The sequence below is a fragment of the Kaistia granuli DSM 23481 genome (genome assembly GCF_000380505.1).
GTDB classification, from domain to species: Bacteria; Pseudomonadota; Alphaproteobacteria; order Rhizobiales; family Kaistiaceae; genus Kaistia; species Kaistia granuli.
Genome location: NZ_AQYH01000005.1, coordinates 260,527 through 284,766 on the forward strand (window position 1 = coordinate 260,527; position 24,240 = coordinate 284,766).

Consider the following 24,240-nt stretch of genomic DNA (forward strand, 5'->3'; position numbering starts at 1 on the left):
CTCAGAGGTTGGCCGGACGACGCAGGTCGAGCGTCATCGGGAATTCCGGCGAGCCCGCCTCCGGTATCGGCATGAAGCTGCCGCCGGTATGGCCGATCGCCTCGAATCGGGCCAGGCGACGCGCCTCGGCCTCGTAGGAATTGACCGGGAAGGTGTCGTAGTTGCGGCCGCCGGGATGGGCGACGTGATAGACGCAGCCGCCGAGCGAGCGCTGCGACCAGCCGTCGACGATGTCGAGGGTGAGGGGCGCGTGCGCGGGAATGGTCGGATGCAGGCCGCGTGCCGGCTGCCACGCCTTGTAGCGGACGCCCGCCACGAACTGGCCGGCCGTGCCGGTATTCGTCATCGGCACGCGGCGGCCATTGCAGGATATGACATGCCGGCGCGGATCGAAGCCGTCGACCTTGACCTGGATGCGTTCGACGGAGCTATCGACATAGCGCACGGTGCCGCCGATCGCGCCCTCTTCACCCAGCACATGCCAGGGCTCCAGCGCCTGCCGCAGCTCCAGCTTGACGCCCTGCTGCTCGATCGCGCCGATGAAGGGGAAGCGGAACTCGCGCTGCGCCTCGAACCAGACGGGATCGAAGGCATAGCCGGCGCGCTGCAGATCGCCGAGCACGTCGAGGAAGTCCGACCAGACGATTTGCGGCAGCATGAAGCGGTCATGCAATTGCGTGCCCCAGCGCATCAGCGAACCCTGCTGCGGATTTTGCCAGAGCATGGAGATCAGGGCTCGGACCAGCAGCTGCTGCGCCAGGCTCATGCGGTAGTCGGGCGGCATCTCGAAGGAGCGGAACTCGACCAGGCCGAGCCGGCCGGTCGGCCCGTCCGGCGAATAGAGCTTGTCGATGCAGATTTCGGTCCGGTGGGTGTTGCCGGTGACGTCGACCAGCAGATTGCGGAACAGCCGATCGACCAACCAGGGCGGCGGTTCATTACCGCTTCCCGGCGTCGGCACGGCGGCTAGCGCGATCTCCAGCTCGTAGAGCCCGTCATGCCGCGCCTCGTCGATGCGCGGCGCTTGGCTGGTCGGGCCGATGAACAGGCCGGAGAACAGGTAGGAGAGCGACGGGTGGCGCTGCCAGTAGAGCACCAGGCTCTTCAGGAGGTCCGGCCGACGCAGGAAGGGACTGTCGGCGGGATGGGCGCCGCCGACGACGACATGGTTGCCGCCGCCGGTGCCGGTATGGCGGCCGTCCGTCATGAATTTCTCGGTGCCGAGCCGCGACTGCCTGGCTTCCTCGTAGAGGTCGCGGGTGATGGCGACGCATTGGGTCCAGTTGGCGGCCGGCTGGATGTTGACCTCGATCACACCGGGATCCGGCGTCACCTTGATCACGTCGATGCGCGGATCGATTGGCGGCGGATAGCCCTCGACATGCACGGCGAGGCCTAGCGCGCGAGCTGATTCCTCCAGCGAGGCGAGCAGCTCCAGATAGTCCTCGAGTTTCTCGGTCGGCGGCATGAAGACACAGAGCCTGCCGTCGCGCGGCTCGACTGACAGCGCCGTCCGCACCGTCTCGCCTTCGGTGAAATACTGCTCGACCTGCTCGCCGCGCTCGCTCTCGGCCGCCTCCGAACCGGTCCGCGCCAGTTCTTCCTGCCGCCGCGCGGCGTCGCGACGGACCAGTTCCTCCGCCGCCGGCAGCGGCGCGGTGATCGAACCCGGATCGCTCTGCACGATGAAGGGATAGGACGAGACCGGCACGAAGGGCAGCGAGGCGAGCGGCAGGCGGAATCCGACCGGGCTGTCGCCGGGCACCAGGAACATCTTGCCGCGCCGGAGCGGCCATTTCTCGGACATCCAGCGCCGGTCGACTGCCTGAGCCTGCCAGCGCTGTACCGGCAGGATGTAACCGGAAGGCTGGGTCAGGCCGCGTTCGAACACGCGGGCGATGCGGGCGCGCGCCTCCGGATCGTCGAGCTTGGAATCCCCCGGCGTGACGTTTTCCGGCAGCTCGGCTTCCTTGAGGATCCAGTGGGCCGGATCCTCATAGGCCGGCACGACATGGTCGGCCGAGATGCCGAGCCGTTCCGACAGGTCGGCGAGCAGGGCGCCGGCCTGCTCCGGCGTCGCCTTCAGCTCGTCGGTCTCGACGGCGATCAGGCCGCTGTCGCGCCAGATCGGCTGGCCGTCCTTGCGCCAGTAGAGCGCGAAGGTCCAGCGCGGCAGGCTCTCGCCCGGATACCACTTGCCCTGGCCGTAATGCAGGAAGCCGCCCGGCGCGAAGCGGTCGCGCAGGCGGCGGATCAGCGTGTCGGCGCGTTCTCGCTTGGTCGGGCCGACGGCCTCGGTGTTCCATTCCGCCGCCTCGTAGTCGTCGATCGTGACGAAGGTCGGCTCGCCGCCCATGGTGAGCCGGACGTCATTCGCCTGGAGGTCGGCGTCAACCCGGTGGCCGAGCGCGTCGAGCGCTGCCCAGCTCTCGTCGGAGAAGGGCAGCGTCACGCGGGGATTTTCGGCGACACGATCGACCCGCATCTCGAATTCGAACGCCGTCTCGGTGCCTGGATCGGCGGCGAACGACCCGGTGATCGGCGCCGCCGAGCGGAAATGCGGCGTGGCGCAGAGCGGCAGATGGCCCTCGCCGGTGAAGAGGCCCGAGGTCGGGTCCATGCCGATCCAGCCGGCGCCGGGCACATAGACTTCGGCCCAGGCGTGTAGGTCCGTGAAATCAACCGCTGTGCCGGACGGGCCATCGAGGGCGGCGACATCGGGCTTCAGCTGGATCAGATAGCCGGAGACGAAGCGGGCGGCGAGGCCGAGATGGCGCAGCGCCTGCACCAGCAGCCAGCCGGAATCGCGGCACGAGCCGGCGCGCGAAGACAGGGTCTCCTCCGGCGTCTGCACGCCGGGCTCCATGCGGATCAGGTAGCGGATGTCGTGCTGCAGACGCTGGTTGATCGCCACCAGGAAGTCGACGATCTGGGTCGGCTGGCGCGGGATGGAGGCCAGGAAATCCGCGAACAGCGGGCCTGCCGGCTCCGGCGCCAGATAGGCGGCGAGCTCCTCGGCCAGCGCCGGCTCATAGGCGAAGGGGAACTGGTCGGCATAGGGTTCGACGAAGAAGTCGAACGGGTTGTAGACCTCGAGCTCGGCCAGGAGATCGACCTCGATGGCGAATTCCGTCGTCTTTTCCGGGAAGACGAAGCGCGCCTGCCAGTTGCCGTGCGGGTCCTGCTGCCAGTTCACGAAATGGTTGGCCGGCGTCACCTTGAGCGAATAGCTCGGCACCTCGGTGCGGCAATGCGGGGCCGGGCGCAGACGGATCACCTGCGGCCCGAGGGCGACCGGGCGGTCGTAGCGATAGCGGGTGACGTGGCGAAGCGCGGCTAGGATCGACATCGGCGGTCAGGCTCTCCATTGGCGTTCGCAAAAGGGCGGTGGCGACGGGCGCGCCGACCGGAAAGACGCAAGTTTCACGCCATCCCCGGTCGCCGCGCCGCGCGGGTGCGCTTACATCTTCACGACGGTCGACCGGAATTTCGAGGCGAGATACTCGCCCGAGCCGACCGGCGGGTATTTCGCCGTCTCGCCTTGCTTCAGGCAGGTCGGGATGCAGGCGATCTCGGCGTCCCAGTTCGGCTGGTGGAAGAAGGCCATCGATTGGCGCCGGGCCGAGCGGCCGATGTCGCGCGGCGGGATCGTCACGCGGTGCAGCGTCGACTTCCACTGGTCGTTGGTCCAGCGCTGCATCAGATCGCCGATATTGATGACGAAGCTGTCGGCGATCGCCGGGACGCGGTGCCACTGGCCGTCGAGGCCCATCACTTCCAGCCCGCCCGGTGCATCTTCCTGCATCAGGATGGTGATTGATCCGTAATCGGAATGCACGCCGGCGCGCAATTGGCCGGGCGCGGGATCTTCCGTCAGGTCCGGATAGTTGAGCAGCCGCAGGGCGCTCGCCTCCGCGTCGATGAAGCGGTCGAAATAGGTCTCTTCCAGATCGAGCGCGAGGGCGAAGAAGCGCATGATCCGGCCGGCCAGGGCCGACATCTCGCGATAATAGGCCTGCGTCGCGATGCGGAATTCGTCGCCGCCGAGCGGCCAGGGATTGGCGGAGAACACGAAGGCTTCGGCGTCGTCGGCCGGCTTGTGGTCGAGCCGCTGGAAGGCGGACGGGCCGAAGGAGAAGGTCTCCTTCAGGTCGGCCGGCTTGGCCTCGCCGAGCGAAGCGGCGAGCGTCTCGCCCTTGACCGGGCTATAGCCATAGGGATAGCCCGGATACGGCATCACGGCCGTCATCTTTTCGTCGAGAGGGCGATCGAAATAGGCGCGGGCGGCATTCCAGCCGCGTTGCACGACGGCCCGGTCGGCGCCATGACCGGTTACGAGGAAGAAGCCTGTCTCGCGACAGGTTCGGCCGATCGCATCGGCGATCGCGCGGGAGCCTTGGGGATCGGAGAGATCGATGACAGGGACGATCGACATGGGTTTCCTTGCGCCATGACCAGATTACACGTCGAGACTATGGGGCGCCCGCGGCGTTGGAAACCGTCAATCGGCGGAGCGTGCACATGAATGAGGCAGCTGCCGCCCTCGGCGCGGAAGCAAGGCCCGGCGCGCCCGTGACGGCGACGCGATCGTCGCGAATCGCCGCGCTCGATGTCGCGCGCGGCGTGGCGCTGGTCTGCATGGCGATCTTCCATGGCGCCTGGGATGTCGCCTTCCTGCAGCTGGTCCGTTTCGATCCCGGCGCCTCGATCGGCTGGATCGTCTTCGCCCGCGCCATCGCCGGCTCGTTCCTGATGCTGGTCGGCATCAGCCTCGTGCTCGCCACCCGCAACGGCTTTCGCCTCCGACCCTATCTGAAGCGGCTGGCGATGATCGTCGCAGCGGCGGCTCTGGTCTCTGTCGCCACCTATTTCGTGCTGCCGGAAGGGTGGATCTTCTTCGGCATCCTGCACCAGATCGCGCTCGCCAGCGTGCTGGGCCTCGCCTTCCTGCGGCTGCCGCCGCGCGGCCTGTTCCTCGCTGCCGTCGCCGTCTTCGCCCTGCCGTTCTTCTTCCGCGATGCGGTGTTCTCGCATCCCTCGCTCTGGTGGGTCGGGCTGGCGCCGAAGCCGCCGGCCTCGTTCGACTATGTGCCGGTGTTTCCCTGGTTCGGCGTCGTGCTGTTCGGCATGGCGGTGGCGAAGCTCGGCGTCGCGCTCGGTTGGGACGAGCGTCTCGCGCGCTGGCAGCCGCGTTTCGCGCCGGGCCGCTGGCTCGCCTTCGGCGGCCGCCATTCGCTCGCCGTCTATCTGATCCACCAGCCCCTGCTCTATGCGTTCTTCTTCGGGCTCGCCGCCGTTTTCGCGCCGAACGCGGCCGAGAATGCCGCGCGCGCCGATTGCGCCGAGCGCTGCGTCGCCGTCGGCAAGAGTGCCGCCGATTGCCAGACCTATTGCGGCTGCGTGTTCGGCGATCTGAAGGAGAAGCAGCTGATGGCGTCCTTCCTGGCGCGCACCCTCAACGAGGACCAGACGCTGCGGTTGCAGGAGAGCATCGCCGTCTGTTCCGCCACCGTCTTTCCGCCCGTCGACGAGACGCCGGACGCGGCGTCGCCGCAGTAATTTTCGAGGATCCCCGATGACCGACCCCGTCCGTACGCCGATCGTCCAGTTCGGTACCAGCCGCTTCCTGCAGGCGCATGCCGATCTCTTCCTGTCCGAGGCGCGTGCCGAAGGGCAGGATGTCGGCCCCGTCACCATCGTGCAGACGACGGCGTCGGGCGCCCGCTCCGGAAGGCTCAGGGCCTTCGACGGCGCGCCGATCCCGATCGTCATCCGCGGCATCGAGGCGGGCCGACCGGTCGAGCGCACGGCGGAGGTGACCTGCCTGGTGCGTGGCCTGTCGGCGGTCGGCGAGTGGGACGAAGTCGAGCGCGTCGTCGTCGAGGAAGCGAAAATCCTGATCTCCAACACCTCGGATGCCGGTTTCGCGCTGGTCGAGGGCGAGCGCCTCGGCGAGGCCGTGCCGCAATCCTTTCCGCTGAAGCTGCTGAAGCTGCTGGTCGCCCGCCACTCAGCCGGCGCCGCACCGCTGACGCTGTTTCCCTGCGAGCTGATCCCGCGCAATGGCGATGTGCTCAAGGCGCTGCTGCTGAAGCTCGCCGAGGAGAATGGCCTTTCGCCCGCCTTCCAGGGCTGGCTCTCGTCCTGCGTCTTCGCCAATTCGCTGGTCGACCGCATCGTCTCCGAGCCGATCGAGCCGGCCGGCGCGGTGGCCGAACCCTATGCGCTGTGGGCGATCGAGAAGCAGCCGGGCCTCGTCGCGCCGTGCATCCATCCGCACGTGTTGATGGTCGACGACCTCGCCGTCTATGAGCGGCTGAAGCTGTTCATCCTCAATCTCGGCCATACGGCTCTGGCCGAGGCCTGGCGCCAACAGGGGCGGCCGGAGGGCGAGCTGGTGCGCGAGATCGTCGCCGACGCGGCGGTCCGGCGCGAGCTCGACGAAATCTATGATCGGGAGGTTCTGCCGATCTTCGCGGCGGGCGGCATTGCCGAGGCGCCGGCATATCGGGCGAGCGTGCTGGAGCGCTTCGAGAATCCGTATCTGGCACATCGGCTGGCGGAGATTTTCGGCAACCATGCCGAAAAGAAGCGCCGCCGCATCGGCGGCCTGCTGGCCTGGAAGCAGGCGCTCGGCCTCGACCTGCCGACCCCTCGCCTCGAGGCCATCCTCGCCTCGCCCATCGGCTGAGCGTCTGTTTGCCGACGGAAGGCCGATCCCTTCCGCTCTTTCATGGGAGAGCTGGCCGCGGATTGAGGCGTTGGGGCAGCTGGCCACCAAGGCGGCTTGTCCCAGGTCCAACCAGGACGAGCCTCCCCCGCCACCCCACACTCGCCGTCATCCGGGCTTGACCAGGGATCCATTTCCGCCGGGTTGGTGCCACGTGAAACACCCGGGCGCGCGGCTGCAGGGATCCCCGCCTTCGCGGGGATGACGGCGGAGCGGGATGTCGGGAAGCGAGGGCGTCGATTGCGCCAATCGGCCATGAGCAGGCGACCGGCCAAGTTCGCGCCAATCGGCTGAGAGCAGCCAGCAATCCGGCCGAAGCCACCACCGGCCACGGGCCGTCGAGCGGCTTTACCCCGCCGGCCTGGCGTTATACCCGCGATACCACTCGACGAAGCGCGCCATGCCCTCGTCGATCGAGGTGCCGGGCTGGAAGCCGAGCGTCTCGGACGAGAGCGCGATGTCGGCGAACGTCGCCTCGACATCGGCCCTGCGCATCGGTTCGAAGCGGATCTCGGCCTGTCGCCCGGTCGCCCGCTCGATCGTCGCAATGAAGTCCATCAGCGGCACCGGCTGGTTGTTGCCGAGGTTGAAAATGCGGTTTTCGCCGGGCTCCGGCGTCCGGTCGACCGCGCCGAGCACACCGGCGACGATATCGTCGATATAGGTGAAGTCGCGTTGCATCCGGCCGTGGTTGAAGACCGAGATCGGCCGTCCGTCGAGAATGGCGCTGGTGAACAGCCAAGGCGCCATGTCCGGCCGTCCCCATGGCCCGTAGACGGTGAAGAAGCGCAGGCCCGACGAGGCGATGCCGTGCACATGCGCATAGGAATGGGCGATCAGCTCGCCGGCGCGCTTGGTGGCGGCGTAGAGCGAGGCGGGGCGGTCGGCCCGGTCGCTCTCGCGGAACGGCACGTCCTCGTTCAGCCCGTACACCGAGGAGGACGAGGCGTAGACGACATGCCGGAGCCTGGGCAGGCGCCGCGCCGCCTCGAACATCACCACCTGGCCGGTGACGTTGGCGTCGGCATAGGCGAGCGGATTTTCGATCGAATAGGCGACGCCGGCCTGGGCCGCGAGATGCACCACCGTCTCGATGTCGGCATGGGTGGTGACGAGCCGCTCCATCCGCTCCATGTCGCTGATCGATGCCTCGACGAACTCGAAATCCCGGTACCCCTGCAGCCGGTCGAGCCGGGCGCGCTTCAGCGCCGGATCGTAATAGGGGTTGAGATTGTCGACCCCGATCACGGCGTCGCCGCGTTCGAGCGCTGCCCGCGCGACATGCGAGCCGATAAAGCCTGCGACACCGGTGATGAGCATTTTCATGCCTCCGGCTTAGCCGATTTTCTCGCCGCCACAAAGGTGGACGTTTCGGCAATATGCGCCGTCGTTCCAATCCGGTCGGCGATCCGCTATGACAGACTGGCGCCCGCATGGCGCGGAAGCAGTGCTGGACGTCGCATGATTTCCCAAAAGGCCAAATACGCATTCAAGGCGTTGATTCATCTGGCCAGGCAGCCGAGCGGCCAGACCACGCAGATCGACGAGATCGCGCGCCAGGCCGGCGTGCCGCGCAAGTTCCTCGAACATATCCTGCTCGATCTGAAGCATCGCGGCATCATTGCCAGCCGGCGCGGCCGGACCGGCGGCTACGCCATGATCAAGCAGCCGGGCGACGTGACGATCGGCCAGGTTCTGCGCGCCATCGATGGTCCGATCGCGCCGCTCCCCTGCATTTCCCGCACGGCCTACCAGCCTTGTGCCGATTGTCCTGACGAGACAGCTTGCGCGGTTCGGCGGATGTTTGCCGGGCCCTATGCGACCCAGCTCCAGGCCTTCGAGGCAACGACGCTGGCCGACGCGCTCGGTGGCGACGCCGGGTCGGCGGATCTGGACATGGACCGCGAGATCGTTTCTGCTGACGACCGGATCTAGGAAGGATTTTCTAGCGCACCCTCCGCAGATGGCGTTCGGTAGTTTGTAATTGTCGATCGCCTGTGTCGAGATAAAGGCATCATCGATCTAGGGAGCACACGATGGTTCGCCCGTTCGTCTCGCTTGCACGACGCCTTCGCCCCGCTGTCGCCGCCGCTGCGATGGGGTTCGCCATGATCGCGACGCCGGTTCTGGCCGACGTCCAATTGCTCAATGTCAGTTACGATCCGACCCGTGAATTGTACAAGGCGTACAATGCCGCCTTCGCCAAGCACTGGAAGGCGGAGACGGGAGAAACCGTCACCATCCAGCAGTCGCATGGCGGCTCCGGCAAGCAGGCCCGCTCCGTCATCGACGGGCTCGACGCCGACGTCGTGACGCTGGCGCTCGAGGCCGACATCGACGCCATCGTCAAGGCCAGCGGCAAGATCCCGGCCGATTGGCGCGGACGCCTGCCGCATAATTCCTCGCCCTATACCTCGACCATCGTCTTCCTCGTCCGCAAGGGCAATCCGAAGGAGATCAAGGACTGGGGCGATCTGATCAGGGACGGCGTCGAGGTGATCACGCCGAACCCGAAGACCTCCGGCGGCGCCCGCTGGAACTATCTCGCTGCCTGGGCCTATGCCAACAAGGCGTTCGGCAATGACCCGGCGAAGACCAAGGAATTCGTCGCCACGCTGTTCAAGCACGTGCCGGTGCTCGATACCGGCGCGCGTGGCTCGACCACGACGTTCGCCCAGCGCGGCATCGGCGACGTGCTTCTCGCCTGGGAGAACGAGGCTTTCCTGGCGCTCGAGGAGCTCGGCCCCGACAAGTTCGACATCGTCGTGCCGCCGCTTTCCATTCTGGCCGAGCCGCCGGTCGCTCTCGTCGATGCCAATGTCGACGCCAAGGGCACCCGCAAGCAGGCGCAGGCCTATCTCGACTACCTCTACTCGGCCGAGGGCCAGAAGATCGCCGCGGCGAATTTCTACCGGCCGTCCAAGCCGGAGCTGGTCGATCCGGCCGCCCTCGAGCGCTTTCCGAACATCGACCTCGTGACCATCGACGATCCGCAATTCGGCGGATGGGCCAAGGCCCAGCCGGAACATTTCGGCGATGGCGGGATTTTCGATCAGATCTACAAGCCGAACTGACGGGAAAAGATGGCCGCAACGACCATCGCATCGGTCCGGAAGTCGAGCGTCATCCCGGGATTCGGGTTGGCGCTCGGCGTCACGTTGACCTATCTGAGCCTGATCGTGCTGATCCCGCTCGCCGGTCTGTTCTGGCGCTCCGCCAGCGGCGGCCTGGATGAATTCATCCGGATCTCCACCGATCCCCGCACTCTCGCCGCGCTGCGGCTTTCCTTCACCACCTCCTTCGTGGCGGCGCTGGTCAACCTCGTCTTCGGCATGATCCTCGCCTGGGTGCTGGTCCGCTACAGATTTCCGGGCCGGCGCTTCATCGACGCGGTCATCGACTTGCCCTTCGCCCTGCCGACGGCGGTGGCCGGCATCGCGCTGACGGCTCTCTATGCGCCGAACGGCTGGATCGGCTCGTGGCTTGCACCCTTCGGCATTCGCATCGCCTATACCGAAACCGGCATCATCATCGCGCTGATCTTCATCGGCCTGCCCTTCGTGGTGCGCAGCGTGCAGCCGGTGCTGGAGGATCTCGACCGCGAGGTCGAGGAGGTCGCGGCGACGCTGGGGGCGACGCGTCGCCAGACCGTGCGCCGGGTGGTGTTTCCAGCCCTGCTGCCGGCGCTGCTGACCGGCTTCGCGCTCGCCTTCGCCCGCGCCGTCGGTGAATATGGCTCGGTCATCTTCATCGCCGGCAACAGCCCCTACAAGACCGAGATCGCGCCGCTCTTGATCGTCATCAAGCTGGAGGAGTTCGCCTATTCCGGCGCGACGACGATCGCCGTGCTGATGCTGATCGCATCGTTCCTGATCCTGCTCGCGATCAATCTGATCCAGAGCTGGAGCCGTCGGAGATATGGCGATGTCTGATGAGGCTTTCACCTCGGCCCGGCTACCGGGCGCGTCGGCGATCCATTTCCGGCCGGTGACGGTGGAGCGCCGGCGCATTCGCGTCGGACTGATCCTCGTCTCGCTGGCCTTTCTCGGCCTGTTCCTGGTCCTCCCCGTGGTCGCCGTCTTCGTCGAGGCGCTGCGCGGCGGCTTGCCGGCCTTCACGGAAGCAATCTTCGAGCCGGACGCGGCGGCGGCGATCCGGCTGACTTTGCTGGTCGCGGCGATCTCCGTGCCCTGCAACCTCGTCTTCGGCGTCGCGGCGGCCTGGGCGATCGCCAAGTTCGACTTCAAGGGCAAGAGCCTGCTCAACACGTTGATCGACCTGCCGTTCTCGGTCTCCCCGGTGATCGCCGGCCTGATCTACATCCTGATGTTCGGCTCGCAGAGCCTGCTCGGTCCCTGGCTGAAGAGCGAGGGCATCCAGGTCATCTTCGCGGTGCCCGGCATCGTGCTGGCGACGATCTTCGTCACCTTTCCCTTCGTGGCGCGTGAACTGATCCCGCTGATGGAAGAGCAGGGCCGCGGCGACGAGGAGGCGGCCCTATCGCTCGGCGCTTCCGGCTTCCAGGTCTTTTTCCGCGTCACGCTGCCGAATGTGAAGTGGGCGCTGCTCTACGGCGTGCTGCTCTGCAATGCGCGCGCAATGGGTGAGTTCGGCGCGGTTTCCGTGGTGTCCGGCCATATTCGCGGCCTGACCAACACCATGCCGCTGCATGTAGAGATCCTCTACAACGAGTATAATTTCGCGGCTGCCTTCGCTGTTGCATCCCTGCTGGCGTTGCTTGCCCTCTTTACACTGGTCGTCAAGTCGGTCTTGGAATGGCGTTATGCCGAAGAGATCGCCGCGACGCGCCGCCACTGAGGTGACTGGAATGAACGCGATCAACCCGATCGACGCGGTGGAGTCCGTTGCGCTCGGCGCGCCCATCGACGTGACGATCGAGAATGTCGAGAAGGCCTTCGGCGATACCCCGGCGCTGCACGGCGTCTCGCTCGACGTCAAGGCGGGCGAACTCGTCGCCCTGCTCGGGCCGTCGGGCTCCGGCAAGACCACGCTGCTGCGCATCCTTGCCGGTCTCGACGCGCCGACGGCCGGCCGTGTGCTGTTCGGCGGCGACGACGCGCTGGGCTTGCGCGTGCAGGACCGCAATGTCGGCTTCGTGTTCCAGCACTACGCGCTGTTCCGTCACATGACGGTATACGACAACATCGCCTTCGGGCTGACCGTGCGGCCGCGGGCCGAGCGGCCGCCGAAGGCCGAGATCCGCAAGCGCGTGCTGCATCTGCTCGATCTCGTCCAGCTTTCCGGTCTCGACAAGCGCTATCCCTCGCAGCTTTCCGGCGGCCAGCGCCAGCGCGTGGCGCTCGCCCGCGCGCTTGCCATCGAGCCGCGCGTGCTGCTGCTCGACGAACCCTTTGGCGCCCTTGATGCTCAGGTCAGGAAGGATCTCCGCCGCTGGCTTCGCGAGCTGCACGACCAGACCGGCCACACCACCTTCTTCGTCACGCACGACCAGGAAGAGGCGCTAGAACTGGCCGATCGCGTCGTCGTCATGTCGAAGGGCCAGATCGAGCAGGTCGGGACGCCGGACGAGATCTATGACGCGCCGGCCAGCCCCTTCGTGTTCGGCTTCATCGGAGAATCCTCCTTCCTGCCGGTGACCGTCGTCGATGGCGCCGTGCAGCTCGACGGTACCCCGCTCGACCTCGCCGCCCTCGGCGCACCGTCCGGCGCGGCGACGCTCGGCTTCCGTCCGCACGATATTTCGATCGTCGAGGGCGACGCGCCGGCGATCGTCGGCCAGATCATCGCCGAGCGCCGCCATGGTGGCGCAAGGCGGCTCGAGCTCGAGGTCGGTTCCGCTCGCCACCGCGTCGAGATCGACATGGCGGTCGATCATACGCGCCAGGAGGGCGGGCTGGTCGCCTTCCGCCCGCATCGCTGGCGGCTGTTCCCGCGCTGATCGAGCCCGTCTTCCACCATGCCCGCCTTCCGCCTAGTCTGGCGGCAGGCAGGGCGGCGTGGAGGAAACCGGGATGAAGCGCTCGCGCGTCAACGAGATCATGCTGGAGGGCGACGCGTTCATCCGCTCCTTCGGCTATGTGATGCCGCCCTTCGCCTACTGGACGCCGGAGGAATTCCGGGCCCGGAAGGCGGATGCCGCCGGCATCCTCGATGCCCGGCTCGGCTGGGACATCACCGATTTCGGCGGTGGCCGGTTCGACGAGCTCGGCCTGTTCCTGTTCACGGTGCGCAACGGGCGCGCGGCCGATCTCGCCACCGGGCGGGGCATGCTCTACGCCGAGAAGATCATGATCGCCCGCAAGGACCAGGTAACGCCGATGCATCGGCATGTGGTCAAGGCCGAGGACATCATCAATCGCGGCGGCGGCACGCTGACGCTGGAACTGTTCCTGTCGGACGCCAAGGGCGAGATCGATCTTGAGGCGGGCGTCACGGTCCCGTCGGACGGCATCCTCCGCCGCCTGCCGGCAGGCGGCAAGCTGAAGCTGGAACCCGGCGAGAGCGTCACCCTGCTGCCCGGCGTCTGGCACGCCTTCTGGGGCGAGGGTGCCGACGTGCTGGTCGGCGAGGTGTCGACCGTCAATGACGACCGCACCGACAACATCTTCGCCGATCCGGTCGGCCGTTTCGCCGAGATCGAGGAAGACGAGGATCCGCAGCACCTGCTGGTGGCGGATTACGACCGCTGGTTTGGAACCTAGCTGGGGCGAGGTCGCCGCTTCGCCCGTTCAGGGTCTCCCTGCCGTGTCCGCCCCGCGGCGTCGACGAGGCGTCTGAAGCTTGGGCACTCCAGGTGCGACGGCGCCGGACAGTCGGCGACGTGGCGGAGCGTGTCGCGCATCATGGTCAGGTCATGGATCTGCCGGTCGATGTCGTCCGCCCTTTGATGGAGCATGCCGCGCGGCATTTGCAGTTCGCCGTTCTTTCCGAACATCGCGGCGATCTCGTCCAGCGAGAAGCCCGCTGACTTGCCCAAGGCGATCAGCCTCAGCTGCAAGAGCACCTCGGGCCCAAACTGCCTGCGCAAGCCGCGTCGCCAGGCCGAGGAAATCAGCCCGACCTCCTCGTAGTAGCGCAGCGTCGACGGCTTGACTCCGCTTCGCGCCGCGACGTCTCCGATGTCGAGAAAATCCATGCTTGACCTCAAGTCGGCTTGAAGTCGTAGCCTGCTCTCAAACGCGGATCGAGGCAAGGGTAGAGCAGGATGGAACAAGCGGAGCCGTCTCCGGTAGAGCGAAAGCAACGCGGTCTCGCGGTCACCTTGGCGCTGTCGGTGCTGCTGGCATCGCTTGGGACGAGCATCGCCAATATCGCGCTGCCGGCCCTGGCGGGGGCGTTCGCGGCTCCGTTCGCGCATGTGCAGGGTGTCGTCGTCGGCTATCTCGCGGCGCTCGCGATCTCGGTGGTCTTCGCGGGTCGGCTTGGTGACAGACATGGCCTGAAGCGCATGCTCGTTATAGGGATCGGGCTGTTCGCAGCTTCTGCCCTGCTGTGCGGCATGGCGCCGAACCTGTGGCTGCTAATCATCGCGAGAGCGCTGCAAGGCATCGGCGCCGCCTTCCTGATGACGTTGCCGATGGCGCTGATGCGCCAGGCGGTGGGCAGGGAGCGCATGGGGCGGGCCATGGGGCTGCTCGGTACGGTCTCGGCGCTGGGGACGGCGCTCGGCCCGTCGCTGGGCGGGCTTCTGATTCCGATCACGGGCTGGCGGGGCGTTTTTTGGATACAGGTTCCGCTGGCGGTTCTGGCTCTGTATCTCGCATGCGCGACGCTGGCGGCTCCGAACGGGGCGGCGAGGGGCCCCGCGAAAGGGGCGCGGTCGCTGCCGGGCTGGAGCCTCCTGCCTAGTCTCGCGGTCAATCTGCTGGTCGCCGCCGTCATGATGACAACCTTGGTGGTCGGGCCCTTTCTTCTCGGTCTCGGCCTAGGTCTGCAGGAAGCAACAATCGGATTGGTCGTGGCAATCGGTCCTGTCGTTTCCATCGTCAGCGGCGTGCCGTCGGGACGCCTCGTCGATGGCTGGGGCAGCCGCCGCGTTCTGGTCGTCGGGCTTGTTCTCCTAGGCGCCGGGGCTTTCCTCCTGGCGCTGTTGCCGGAATGGATCGGTCTCGGCGGCTATGTGCTCGCGATCGTGATTCTGACGCCGGGTTATCAGCTCTTCCAGGCCGCGAACAACGCGGCCGTCCTTGCCGACGTCGAGCCCGATCGGCGCGGCGCCGTCTCCGGGTGGCTTGCTCTGTCCCGCAATCTGGGGCTGATCGTCGGCGCTTCGCTCATGGGCGGGGTCTTCGCCTTCGGCGTCGGGACGGATGATTTGATTCATGCCGCGCCTGACGCCATCACCGCCGGAACGAGGCTCACATTCCTGGTCGCCGGCGTGATGATCATGCTGGCCCTCGCGGCCGTGTTCCGGCTTGGCGCGGGCTCGGAGTAGCTGCTGCGCCAGGCTGAAAGCAGGGCCCCGAGCCCTATCCGAACGGCCTGTCTGGCCGGTGCCGTTCAGACGTCGAGGATCGGCTTGAAGCCGCCGAAGATCATGCGCTGGCCGTCGAAGGGCATGGTGAACTCCATGCGCGGGTCGGCCATGACCTTCTCCCAGCCAGCGACGCGAGCCTCCTTGGACGGCCATTCGATCCACGAATAGACGACCTGCTCGTCGTCCGTGGCCTTCACGGCGCGGCGGAAATCCGTGACCTTGCCGTCCGGAACATCGTCGGCCCAGCTTTCGACCACTCGCGTGGCACCATGCTCGCGGAGGATCGGCGCCGTCTTCGCCGCCATGGCGCGATAGGCTTCCTTGTTGGCGCTGGGCACCGCGATCAGCGAGCCATCAATATAACCCGTGCGCCCATCGCCGCCCTTGTCGACCAGGATCGTCTCGAAGCCGCCATAGATCATCCGTTGTCCGTCGAAGGGCATGGGGGTCCCCATTTCCTTCATGCGCGGATCGCTCATCATCTTCTGGTTGGCGGCGTCCCGCGTCGCGCGGTCGGGATATTCGCACCAGGAAAAGACGACAACCTCGTCCGGCTTCGCCTGAACGGCGCCCTTGAAGTCGGTCACCTTGCCGTCCGGTACGTCGTCGCCCCAGGTCTCGACCAGGCGCGTCACGCCGAATTCGTGAAACAGGGTCGCGGCCTTGGCGGCCATGTCGCGATAGGCTTCCTTGTTGGCGGCGGGGACTGCCACCACGAATCCCTCGATATAGGACATCTCGATTTCCTCCACGTCGTTTCGGGCGGGTGGTCCGTCGTCGCCGGTGCGATCCTCCCGCGCATCCTGCGCGGCACAAGGGACAACGGCTGTCAGAGGCGAAAGTTCACTTGACATAATAGGTTGATATCAACATAAAAGAAGGATGTCAAATGCCGGCCCCGTGCCCTTCTCGACCACGCTGCATGTCCGCGATCATTGCCTGTGCCTGGCCGCCCAGCGCGCGGCCCGCGCCCTGGCCCGCCGTTTCGATGAGGCGCTCAAGCCGGTCGGGCTGACCAGCGGCCAGTTCTCGCTGCTGATGTCGCTGAACCGGCCGCAGCCGCCGACGATTGGCTCTGTCGCCGCCCTGCTCGCCATGGACCGCACCACGCTGACCGCCAATCTGAAGCCGCTGGAGCGGCAGGGCTTCCTGACGGTGACGGTCGACCCCGCCGACCGGCGCGGCCGGCTGCTGGCGCTGACCGATGCGGGGCGGGCCGCGCTCGCCGCCGCCGTGCCGATCTGGCAGCGTACGCATGAGGCGGTCGAAGAGCCGCTCGGTCCCGGCGCGGCGGACCGGCTGCGTGAGGGCCTGCTGGCGCTGGCCTGAGCGGGGTGAAGTTCGGCCGAAAAAAAAGCCCCCGCCCCCGGGGTGAGGGGCGGAGGCTTCGAAGGGGGTTGGCCCGGAGATCCGGCGGGTCAGACGCCGTCGACGGACTTGAAGCCCTCGAAATTCGGATGGCCGAGGAACATCGGCTTGCGGTCGCCGGCGCCCTTGTGGGAAGCGCGGAACTGCTCCGACTGGGTCCAGGCGATGAAGTTCTCTTCCGTCTCCCAGACCGTGTGCGACGAGTAGAGGGTGTGGTCCTCGGCCTCGGCGCCCTTCAGGAGGTTGAAGGAGACATAGCCTTCGAGCTCGTTCAGGTGGCGGGGGCGGGTGCGCCAGACTTCCTCGAACTCGGCTTCCATGCCCTTGATGACTTTGAAGCGGTTCATGGCGATGTACATGGTCATTCTTCCGTTTGCGTGCCGATGAGGTGCGTGGGTGGGTGATGCGCGCCGAATGGGGCGAAAAAGGTGAGGAGGGACGACCGGAAACCGGCCTCCCCCCTCGCGCCTGCCCGTCGTCACCACACCGCCGGGCAGGCGTATTCAGGATCGGCTCAGAACTGCATCTTGGCCGTGAGCAGGAAGGTGCGGCCACGGCCGGTCGGCGGGACAACGCCATAGGAGGCGACGTTGGACAGGGCCGGCGTATAGGTCTTGTCGAACAGGTTGGTCACATTGGCCGACAGGTCGAGGCCGTTGTCGAACGAGTAGTTGGCGAAGGCGTCGACCAGTGTGTAGGCGGCCCAATCATCATTGGGACCGTACTCGCCGTCGCCGCCGTCGACTTCGCCGACATAGTTGAGCCGGCCGCCGACGGTCAGGCGCTGCTCGAGGAAGCGGGCGCCGGCGGTGAGGACAAAGACATTCTCCGGCAGGTAGCTGGTGGCGCCGAGACCGTCCGTCTGGGCCGGCAGGTCCGACTTGGCGTGGGTATAGGCGATGCTGCCGAACGCGAAGCCGGCATCATAGGCCGTCTCGAGCTCGAAGCCCTGGACCACCGACGTGCCCGGATTGTTGGCGAAATAGGTGCCGGAAGACGGGGTGCCAGTCGGGAACCGCACGATCTTCGTCGTGATGTAGTTCTCGATGTCCTGGTAGTAGTAGTTGGCCTTCAGGCGGAAGCTGTCGCCTTCCGTGAGCAGCCCGTCTGTCTTGACGTTGGCGCCGACTTCCCAGCCCTTGGCGATTTCGGGCTCGAGGAACGGGTTCGGGAACATCGTGACGAAGGGGCCGCCCGGATGCGAGCCGCCGAGCATGGTTTCCTGGATGGTCGGGGCGCGGAACGTCTCGGCATAGGTGATGTAGGGCTGCAGCCACTCAAGCGGGTTGAGCGCCACGGTGATGCGCGGATCCAGGCGCCCGTCGGAATTGTCGACATTGTAGGTGCCGATCGGCAGGCCGGCCGGGTTGTTGCCGCTGATCGTCGTGTCGCCCTTGACCGAGTAGAAGTCGTAGCGCAGGCCGGCGATCACATCGACGATGTTGTAGGAGAAGGTCGTCTCCGAGAAGACACCACCGATGTCGCTCTTGCCGCTCGGATTGACGCCGCCAGCCTTGCTGGGGGCGATCGTGTTGTAGGAGTCGACGGTGTCGTGGAAATATTCGAAACCGTAAGTCGACGAGACGCCGACATTGCCGAGGGTAAAGTTCGACGTATTCGAGATATCGAAGCCGATGCCCTGATCTTCGATCGTCCGTCCCGCCGCCGTATAGCCGGCTGAAATCGGCGAATCGTAGACCATCTTCACGTCATTGTAGTAGAAATTGCCGCGAAGATTGAGGAGCTCGCTGTCCGGATCCCAGTTGAAGCCGGCGGTATAGGTGTTCGACTTGACGTTCTGGTTGTAGCTGTTGGCGGCGAAATCATTGTCGTAGAGCACGGCGCCGAAATTGACCGTGAGGTCGTCGGTGGGCGCGAACTCGGCCTTGGCGAGACCGGAGAGCAGGTTTCGGTTGGTGTTGGCGACGGTGATGCCATCGCCATTCTCGTAGTCGTTCGGGCTGCTGTAGCTGATGGCGCCGGCGATTGCCGCGCCGCCGCCGGTCGAGCGCAGCGCGCCGGCCGCCATTTCCGAGAAGCCGACATTGTTGCTGCCCCAGGACAGCATCGCCAGCGCGCCCCAGTTCTTGCCGTCGGTCAGGATGTCGTCGACGCCGAGGGTGCGGACATTGGCCTGGCCCATCAGCGCGCCGGCGCCGCCGGCGGTCGAGACGGCGCCGCGGGTGACGTCGACGCCGGCAACCAGCGCCGGGTCTACATAGGCGAAGCCCTGCGCCTCATGCGAGGTGAAACGGAAGTTCTGGCGCACGCCGTCGATCGTCGTGTTGACGCGGCCCGAGCCTTCCAGGCCGCGGATGTTCACCGACAGGCCGGAATTCTCGATGCTGTCGCGCGAAAAGGTGCCCGGCATGGCGCGCAGCACGTTGCCGATGTTGCGCTGGCCGAACAGCTGGATCTCGTCCTCGGTGGCGGTGCTGACAGGGCCGGGGGTGGCGAACGGGTTCTTCCAGCCTTCCTGCGTCGTCGTCGAGACGATCGGCGACAGGAAGCTGCCCTCGCCCTTGGCGGCCTTCTTCTTCAGCTCCTCATCCGTCTCGCTGCTGTTGGCGGCCGGCGTCGGCGCGGTTTGCGCCTTGGCGGCGGTGGCGGCGAAGGCGGAGAGAAGTGCGGCGGCGGTACCAGCCATCAGCCAAGTCTTATGTCGAACGACACGCATGCGAGCCCCATTGAATGTTCTGTGATGGGCCTGGCTGGCTGTCCGGGCGTGCGCGGCTTTCGCGCGGCGCCGGCTCTGGCGTGCTTGGCGGTTTCTTCGCTGGTCCGCCGGCCGTCGCGAATGCGGCGAAATCGGGGGTCAGCGATGTTTCACTTGCGGAGATACGAAAAGGTGAGTACGTCAGTCAACTAAATTGTTGCGAATAATTCGCAAGTTTAGAACCGCTCAAAATTACCGCTCCCCCAAGCAAGCAGGCGGGACAGAGATGCAAGACACACCCATGGTTGGATCTTCCCTCGAGGCTTCCCCGGCGGGCTCCGGTCCGCGCGTCGTATCCAGCGCCGATCTGCTCGACGGATCGCGCGAGATCATCATTCGCCATGTCGGCGAGGACTACAGGCTGCGCCTTACCCGGGCCGGCAAGCTCATATTGAACAAGTAGACGGGATCATGATGAGGCTCGCGCATACTTCCCCCCACCACGGCGCGCCGCGTTCGCTCGAGCGTTTCGCCGGCCGCCGCTCCCAGATCGTCTTCGGCCTGGCCGTCGCCGTCGGCATCACCCTCTCCGCGATCGTCCAGACGGTCGCGGCGGAGCGGGTGATCGAGGACGCCACCGGCCGCTCGGTCAAGATCGGCAGCACGGACCGCATCGTCACCATCGGTGGCGACATCACCGAGATCGTCTATGCGCTGGGCGCCGGCGACCGCATCATCGCCCGCGACACCACCTCGTCCTATCCGCCCGAGGCGAACGCCAAGCCGGACATCGGCTACATGCGGGCGCTGTCGGCCGAGGGCGTGCTGTCGGTCAAGCCGGACCTGATCATCGCCGTCGAAGGCTCCGGTCCGAAGGATGCCGTCGACCTGCTCGAATCCGCCTCGGTGCCGATCGTCATCGTGCCGGAGAAGCATTCGCCTGAAAGCATCGTCGCCAAGATCCGCCTGATCGCCGATATCCTCGGCGAGGCGGAGAAGGGCAACAAGATGGCCGATACGCTGGCGGCCCGCTTCGGCGCGCTCGAGGCGGCGATCGCCAAGATTCCGGCCGACGAGCGCAAGAAGGCCGTGTTCCTGATGAGCCTCGCCGGCGGCAAGCCGATGGCGGCCGGCCACAACACCTCCGCCGACGCCATGATCGGGCTTGCCGGTGGCATCAACCCGATGGGATCGGTCGAGGGCTACAAGCCGGCTTCCGACGAGGCGCTGATCGCCGCGGCGCCGGAAGTCGTCGTCATGATGAATTCGCAGAGCGGCCCGCCGAAGCCGGACGTCGTGTTCGATTCGCCCTCGCTGCGCGCCACCCCGGCCGCGACGAACAAGGCGCTGGTCGCCATGGACGGCCTCTATCTGCTCGGCTTCGGCCCGCGCACCGCCGATGCCGCCCGCGACCTCGCCCAGGCGATCTATCCGTCGCTGGACCTCCCCGAGTGGCCGGCGGCGAACTGATGTCTCTCGTCATGACAGCTCCGATCGCCGGCGATCGCCGCGGCCGCGCGCGGGTGGTGATCGCCGGCCTCGTCGTCCTGCTGATCGTCGCCGCGCTGGCCTCGCTCTGTATCGGACCGTCCGGCCTCTCCACCGCCGAGGTGGCCGGCCTGCTCTCCGATGCGCTCGCCGGCCGGTTCGACGAGATCAGCACCGTCAATCACGTCATCCTGTTCGACATCCGCATCCCGCGCACCCTGCTCGGCGCCATGGTCGGCGCCGCGCTGGCTCTGGCCGGCGCCATGATGCAGGGCCTGTTCCGCAACCCGCTCGCCGATCCCGGCCTCGTCGGCGTGTCGTCGGGCGCGGCGCTCGGCGCTGTGCTCGTGATCGTGCTCGGCGGCGCCTTCCTCGCCCCGGTGATGGACTTCCTCGGCATCGGCGCGCTTCCGATCGCCGCTTTCTTCGGCGGTCTCGGGACGACGCTGTTGCTCTATTCGATAGCCACCCGCCAGGGCCGCACCTCGGTCGGCACCATGCTGCTGGCCGGCATCGCGCTCGGCGCCATCGCCGGCGCCATCACCGCCTATCTCGTCTTCCGCAGCAACGACTTCCAGCTGCGCGAGCTGACCTTCTGGTCGATGGGCGGGCTCGGCGGCGCGACCTGGAAGAAGCTCGGCCTGGCGCTGCCCTTCATCATCGGCGTCTTTCTCGCCATGCCGTTCACCGCGCGCGGGCTCGATGCCCTGGTGCTGGGCGAATCGGAGGCGCGCCATCTCGGTTTCAACACCCAGTGGCTGAAGAGCCTGATCATCTTCGTCGTGGCGCTGGCCGTCGGCGTCTCGGTCGCGTTTGCCGGCATCATCGGCTTTGTCGGCATCGTCGTGCCGCATGTGCTGCGGCTGGTGATCGGGCCGGAGCACCGCACGCTGCTGCCGGCGACGGCGCTGCTCGGCGCGACGCTGCTGATCGTCGCCGACATGATCTGCCGGACCATTGTCGCGCCGGCCGAACTGCCGATCGGCATCGTCACCGCCACCATCGGCGCGCCCTTCTTCCTGTCGATCCTGCTCAGGAAGCGCGGCGTCATCGATCTCTGACCAAAGGGGACGGGCGGCGGCGCCGGCCTGAGGGTCGCCCGCCGCGCCTTCCGTCGATCCGTAGCAACGGGACGCACCATGCTCGAAGTTGAAAACCTGACCGTCCGCGCCGGCAAGCGCGATATCCTCGATCGCGTGTCACTCAAGGTGGTGCCCGGTCAGTTGACGGCCGTGGTCGGCCCGAACGGCGCCGGCAAGTCGACGATCATGAAGGCGGTCACCGGCGAATTGCGCCCTGCCCATGGCAGCATCAAGCTCGACGGCAAGAACGTCGCCGCCTATCCGGCCTATGAGATGGCAGCCCGCCGCGCCGTGCTGCCGCAGGCGTCCTCGCTCGCCTTTCCCTTCACCGTGCACGAGGTCGTGCGCCTTGGCACCAGCGGCGCGCTTTCCGCCGCCGATCGCGCCGCCCGTGTCGCCGCCGCCCTGATCCGCGTCGATCTGAACGGCTTTGGCGGCCGCTTCTTCCAGGAGCTTTCCGGCGGCGAGCAGCAGCGCGTCCACCTCGCCCGCGTGCTCTGTCAGGTCTGGGAGCCGGTCGTCGACGGCGTGCCGCGCTATCTCTTCCTCGACGAGCCGACGGCGAGCCTCGATCTGCGCCACCAGCTCCTCACCCTCGACACGGCGCGCGCCTTCGCGGCGGCTGGCGGCGGCGTCGTCGCCATCCTGCACGATCTGAACCTCGCGGCGCTCTATGCCGACAAGATCATCGTCGTCAGCGCCGGTCGCATCGCCGCCGATGGTCCGCCGCGCGAGGTGTTGACCGACGAGATGATGCGCCAGGTCTTCGGCGTCAGTGTGCATGTCGGCGGCGTGCCGACCGATGCGCCGTTCATCCTGCCGCATTCGGCCCGCGCCGCCTGATCGCCACCGCCGGTTCACAGCCTCTCTCCGCGTCAGTCTGGAAGCTGGCGGCCGGGTTGCCGGGCCGCTAGATTGCGCCTCCCGAAACTGCGGACAGGGATTCGAACATGGCAGCCAGAAAGCCGGTGCCGACCAGCACGGTACTGATCATCGACGTCGGAACGTCGTCGGTGAAGGCCGTGCTGTTCGACCAGAATGGCCGCACGCTGCGCTCCGCCGACGCGCCGGTCGCCACGTCGAGCCCGCAGCCGGGCTGGGCCGAGCAGGATCCGGCGATCTGGTGGAAGGCGACCGCCGACGCCGTCCGCGCCCTGAAGATCACCACCCAGCCGATCGCTATCACCCTGACAGGCTCGATGCAGAACGTCATCCTGCTCGGGCGGGAAGGAGCGAGCCTGCGTCCGGCGCTGCTCTATAGCGATGCCCGCGTCACCGATGCCGAGATCGCCGCGCTGAAGGCGCAGCTGCCAAAGGATTTTGAGGCGCGGATCGGCAATCGCGCCGAGCCGGCGCTCTGCCTGTTCCGGCTCGACTGGCTGCTGAACCACGAAGGCGGCACGATGGCGCGCGTCGAACGCGTGCTGTTCGGCGCCAAGGACGCGATGATCCACCGCATGACCGGTCGCGCCGTTGTCGATCCGACCTGCGCTACCACGACGGGGCTGCTGAACCTCGCGGCGCGTCACTGGGACGCCACCATCCTCGCCGCGATCGGCATGTCGCCGGCGATCCTCCCCGATATTCTCGATGCCGACGCGCTCGCCGGCCCGCTGCTGCCGGAGCCCGCCGCGGCGCTTGGATTGGCGCCCGGCATTCCTGTCTATGTCGGCGCCGGCGATGGCGGTGCGACCGCCTGGGGCACGGCGAGCGAGCAGCACGACCGGCCGCACGCCTATCTTGGCACCACCGGCTGGATCGCCGCCACCATGCCCTACGCCGTGGCGAAGCCGCCGCGCGACGCCTATACGCTGGCCGCGCCCGTCGGGACCGACGTCATCGTCATCTCGCCCTTCCTCGCCGCCGGTCTCGCCATCGACTGGTATGCCGCCATCGCCAACAAGCCGGTCGCCGAGCTCTACGCGGCGGCGGAAAAGCACGACGCGCATCCGCCCGGCGCGCTGTTCCTGCCCTATCTGATCGGCGAGCGGGCGCCGTTTTCCGATCGCGCCGTGCGCGGCGCCTTTTTCGGCCTCGACCGCGACCAAGCGCCGGAAGCGCTCGCCTATGCCGTGCTCGAGGGCCTCGCCCATGCCATCCGCGACAATCTCGACGCGCTGCCGATCGCGCCGAAAACGATCGCGCTCGCCGGCGGCGTCGCCGGCAGCCTGACCGTGGCGCGCCTGATCGCCGACGTCACCGGCGCGCGGGTCACGGTTCCCTCGGCCAGCCGCATCGTCACCGCCTTTGGCGCCTTCCGCATCATCGCGCCGATCATCGGCCTGACGCCGCCGACGAATGGCAAGGCAAAGCGCGGCGGCGGCGGCGACGAGACGGTCGTCAAGCCGCGTGCCGAGCGGGCCGCGCGCGCCGCCCGCCGCTTCGCCGCCTACCGCCAGGCGGCCGGCCATGCGCGGGCGCTCGCATCCGCGCTCGATCCGGTGCTCTGACGCGCTCG

General features: G+C 67.1%; 22 protein-coding genes. 15 read left to right on the forward strand and 7 right to left on the reverse strand.

The window, feature by feature from the left end; all coding sequences use genetic code 11:
* Position 1 precedes the first annotated feature (1 nt).
* Positions 2 to 3,349, reverse strand: coding sequence for a transglutaminase family protein (locus tag G342_RS0106910; protein WP_018182386.1), 3,348 nt, complete (start codon positions 3,347 to 3,349; stop codon positions 2 to 4).
* 111 nt (positions 3,350 to 3,460) lie between these two features.
* Positions 3,461 to 4,435 carry an isopenicillin N synthase family dioxygenase gene (locus tag G342_RS0106915; protein ID WP_018182387.1) on the reverse strand — a complete coding sequence of 325 codons (975 nt, stop codon included), beginning with the start codon at positions 4,433 to 4,435 and terminating at the stop codon, positions 3,461 to 3,463.
* 86 nt (positions 4,436 to 4,521) lie between these two features.
* Between G342_RS0106915 and G342_RS23515 the strand changes: the two genes are divergently transcribed.
* Positions 4,522 to 5,559 (forward strand): heparan-alpha-glucosaminide N-acetyltransferase, encoded by a 1,038-nt coding sequence (locus tag G342_RS23515; RefSeq protein WP_018182388.1) that lies wholly within the window; start codon positions 4,522 to 4,524, stop codon positions 5,557 to 5,559.
* Between the two features lie 16 nt (positions 5,560 to 5,575).
* Entirely contained in the window at positions 5,576 to 6,691 is a 1,116-nt protein-coding gene (locus G342_RS0106925) for a mannitol dehydrogenase family protein (RefSeq protein ID WP_018182389.1), read from the forward strand.
* A 387-nt stretch (positions 6,692 to 7,078) separates the two neighbouring features.
* Here the strand turns inward: G342_RS0106925 and G342_RS0106930 are convergent, their stop codons facing one another.
* The gene (locus G342_RS0106930; protein WP_026304200.1) at positions 7,079 to 8,056 is read right to left on the reverse strand and encodes an NAD-dependent epimerase/dehydratase family protein; all 978 of its coding nucleotides are present in this window, start codon (positions 8,054 to 8,056) and stop codon (positions 7,079 to 7,081) included.
* Between the two features lie 135 nt (positions 8,057 to 8,191).
* Here G342_RS0106930 and G342_RS23520 point away from each other — a divergent pair, with 135 nt between their 5' ends.
* From G342_RS23520 to G342_RS0106960, 6 genes are all read left to right on the forward strand, one after another.
* A complete protein-coding gene (locus G342_RS23520; RefSeq protein WP_018182391.1) occupies positions 8,192 to 8,665 on the forward strand; it encodes an RrF2 family transcriptional regulator in 474 nt (157 codons plus the stop codon).
* A gap of 101 nt (positions 8,666 to 8,766) precedes the next feature.
* The gene (locus G342_RS0106940) at positions 8,767 to 9,804 is read left to right on the forward strand and encodes a sulfate ABC transporter substrate-binding protein (RefSeq protein WP_018182392.1); all 1,038 of its coding nucleotides are present in this window, start codon (positions 8,767 to 8,769) and stop codon (positions 9,802 to 9,804) included.
* Positions 9,805 to 9,813: 9 nt separating this feature from the next.
* Positions 9,814 to 10,662, forward strand: coding sequence for a sulfate ABC transporter permease subunit CysT (gene cysT / locus G342_RS0106945; protein WP_018182393.1), 849 nt, complete (start codon positions 9,814 to 9,816; stop codon positions 10,660 to 10,662).
* Complete coding sequence (cysW, locus tag G342_RS0106950; RefSeq protein ID WP_018182394.1) at positions 10,649 to 11,548, forward strand: sulfate ABC transporter permease subunit CysW; 900 nt, start codon at positions 10,649 to 10,651, stop codon at positions 11,546 to 11,548. Before cysT ends, cysW begins: the two co-directional genes overlap by 14 nt.
* A 64-nt stretch (positions 11,549 to 11,612) precedes the next feature.
* Positions 11,613 to 12,650: a sulfate/molybdate ABC transporter ATP-binding protein gene (locus G342_RS0106955; RefSeq protein ID WP_026304201.1), complete on the forward strand. Its 1,038-nt coding sequence runs from the start codon at positions 11,613 to 11,615 to the stop codon at positions 12,648 to 12,650.
* 73 nt (positions 12,651 to 12,723) lie between these two features.
* Positions 12,724 to 13,413: a D-lyxose/D-mannose family sugar isomerase gene (locus tag G342_RS0106960; protein WP_018182396.1), complete on the forward strand. Its 690-nt coding sequence runs from the start codon at positions 12,724 to 12,726 to the stop codon at positions 13,411 to 13,413.
* Here G342_RS0106960 and G342_RS0106965 read toward each other — a convergent pair.
* Positions 13,410 to 13,847, reverse strand: a complete 438-nt coding sequence (locus G342_RS0106965; protein WP_018182397.1) for a helix-turn-helix domain-containing protein — start codon at positions 13,845 to 13,847, stop codon at positions 13,410 to 13,412. The genes G342_RS0106960 and G342_RS0106965 overlap by 4 nt on opposite strands.
* Positions 13,848 to 13,916: 69 nt before the next feature.
* On the opposite strand from G342_RS0106965, the gene G342_RS0106970 reads away from it, so the two are divergent.
* Positions 13,917 to 15,146: an MFS transporter gene (locus G342_RS0106970; RefSeq protein WP_026304202.1), complete on the forward strand. Its 1,230-nt coding sequence runs from the start codon at positions 13,917 to 13,919 to the stop codon at positions 15,144 to 15,146.
* A gap of 65 nt (positions 15,147 to 15,211) precedes the next feature.
* On the opposite strand, the gene G342_RS0106975 is transcribed toward G342_RS0106970, so the two are convergent.
* Entirely contained in the window at positions 15,212 to 15,925 is a 714-nt protein-coding gene (locus G342_RS0106975; protein ID WP_018182399.1) for a DUF1428 domain-containing protein, read from the reverse strand.
* A 145-nt stretch (positions 15,926 to 16,070) separates the two neighbouring features.
* Between G342_RS0106975 and G342_RS0106980 the strand changes: the two genes are divergently transcribed.
* Positions 16,071 to 16,517, forward strand: a complete 447-nt coding sequence (locus tag G342_RS0106980) for a MarR family winged helix-turn-helix transcriptional regulator (RefSeq protein WP_026304203.1) — start codon at positions 16,071 to 16,073, stop codon at positions 16,515 to 16,517.
* 89 nt (positions 16,518 to 16,606) lie between these two features.
* Here the strand turns inward: G342_RS0106980 and hmuQ are convergent, their stop codons facing one another.
* The gene (hmuQ, locus tag G342_RS0106985) at positions 16,607 to 16,915 is read right to left on the reverse strand and encodes a heme-degrading protein HmuQ (RefSeq protein ID WP_018182401.1); all 309 of its coding nucleotides are present in this window, start codon (positions 16,913 to 16,915) and stop codon (positions 16,607 to 16,609) included.
* A 155-nt stretch (positions 16,916 to 17,070) separates the two neighbouring features.
* The gene (locus G342_RS0106990; protein ID WP_018182402.1) at positions 17,071 to 19,203 is read right to left on the reverse strand and encodes a TonB-dependent receptor domain-containing protein; all 2,133 of its coding nucleotides are present in this window, start codon (positions 19,201 to 19,203) and stop codon (positions 17,071 to 17,073) included.
* Positions 19,204 to 19,513: 310 nt separating this feature from the next.
* Between G342_RS0106990 and hemP the strand changes: the two genes are divergently transcribed.
* From hemP to G342_RS0107015, 5 genes are all read left to right on the forward strand, one after another.
* Positions 19,514 to 19,675, forward strand: a complete 162-nt coding sequence (gene hemP, locus G342_RS25625; RefSeq protein WP_018182403.1) for a hemin uptake protein HemP — start codon at positions 19,514 to 19,516, stop codon at positions 19,673 to 19,675.
* Positions 19,676 to 19,683: 8 nt separating this feature from the next.
* The gene (locus G342_RS0107000; protein WP_018182404.1) at positions 19,684 to 20,682 is read left to right on the forward strand and encodes a heme/hemin ABC transporter substrate-binding protein; all 999 of its coding nucleotides are present in this window, start codon (positions 19,684 to 19,686) and stop codon (positions 20,680 to 20,682) included.
* An 11-nt stretch (positions 20,683 to 20,693) separates the two neighbouring features.
* Entirely contained in the window at positions 20,694 to 21,761 is a 1,068-nt protein-coding gene (locus G342_RS0107005) for a FecCD family ABC transporter permease (protein WP_245557229.1), read from the forward strand.
* 78 nt (positions 21,762 to 21,839) lie between these two features.
* Positions 21,840 to 22,625, forward strand: coding sequence for a heme ABC transporter ATP-binding protein (locus G342_RS0107010; RefSeq protein ID WP_018182406.1), 786 nt, complete (start codon positions 21,840 to 21,842; stop codon positions 22,623 to 22,625).
* Between the two features lie 107 nt (positions 22,626 to 22,732).
* A complete protein-coding gene (locus G342_RS0107015) occupies positions 22,733 to 24,232 on the forward strand; it encodes a xylulokinase (protein ID WP_018182407.1) in 1,500 nt (499 codons plus the stop codon).
* Positions 24,233 to 24,240 lie beyond the last annotated feature (8 nt).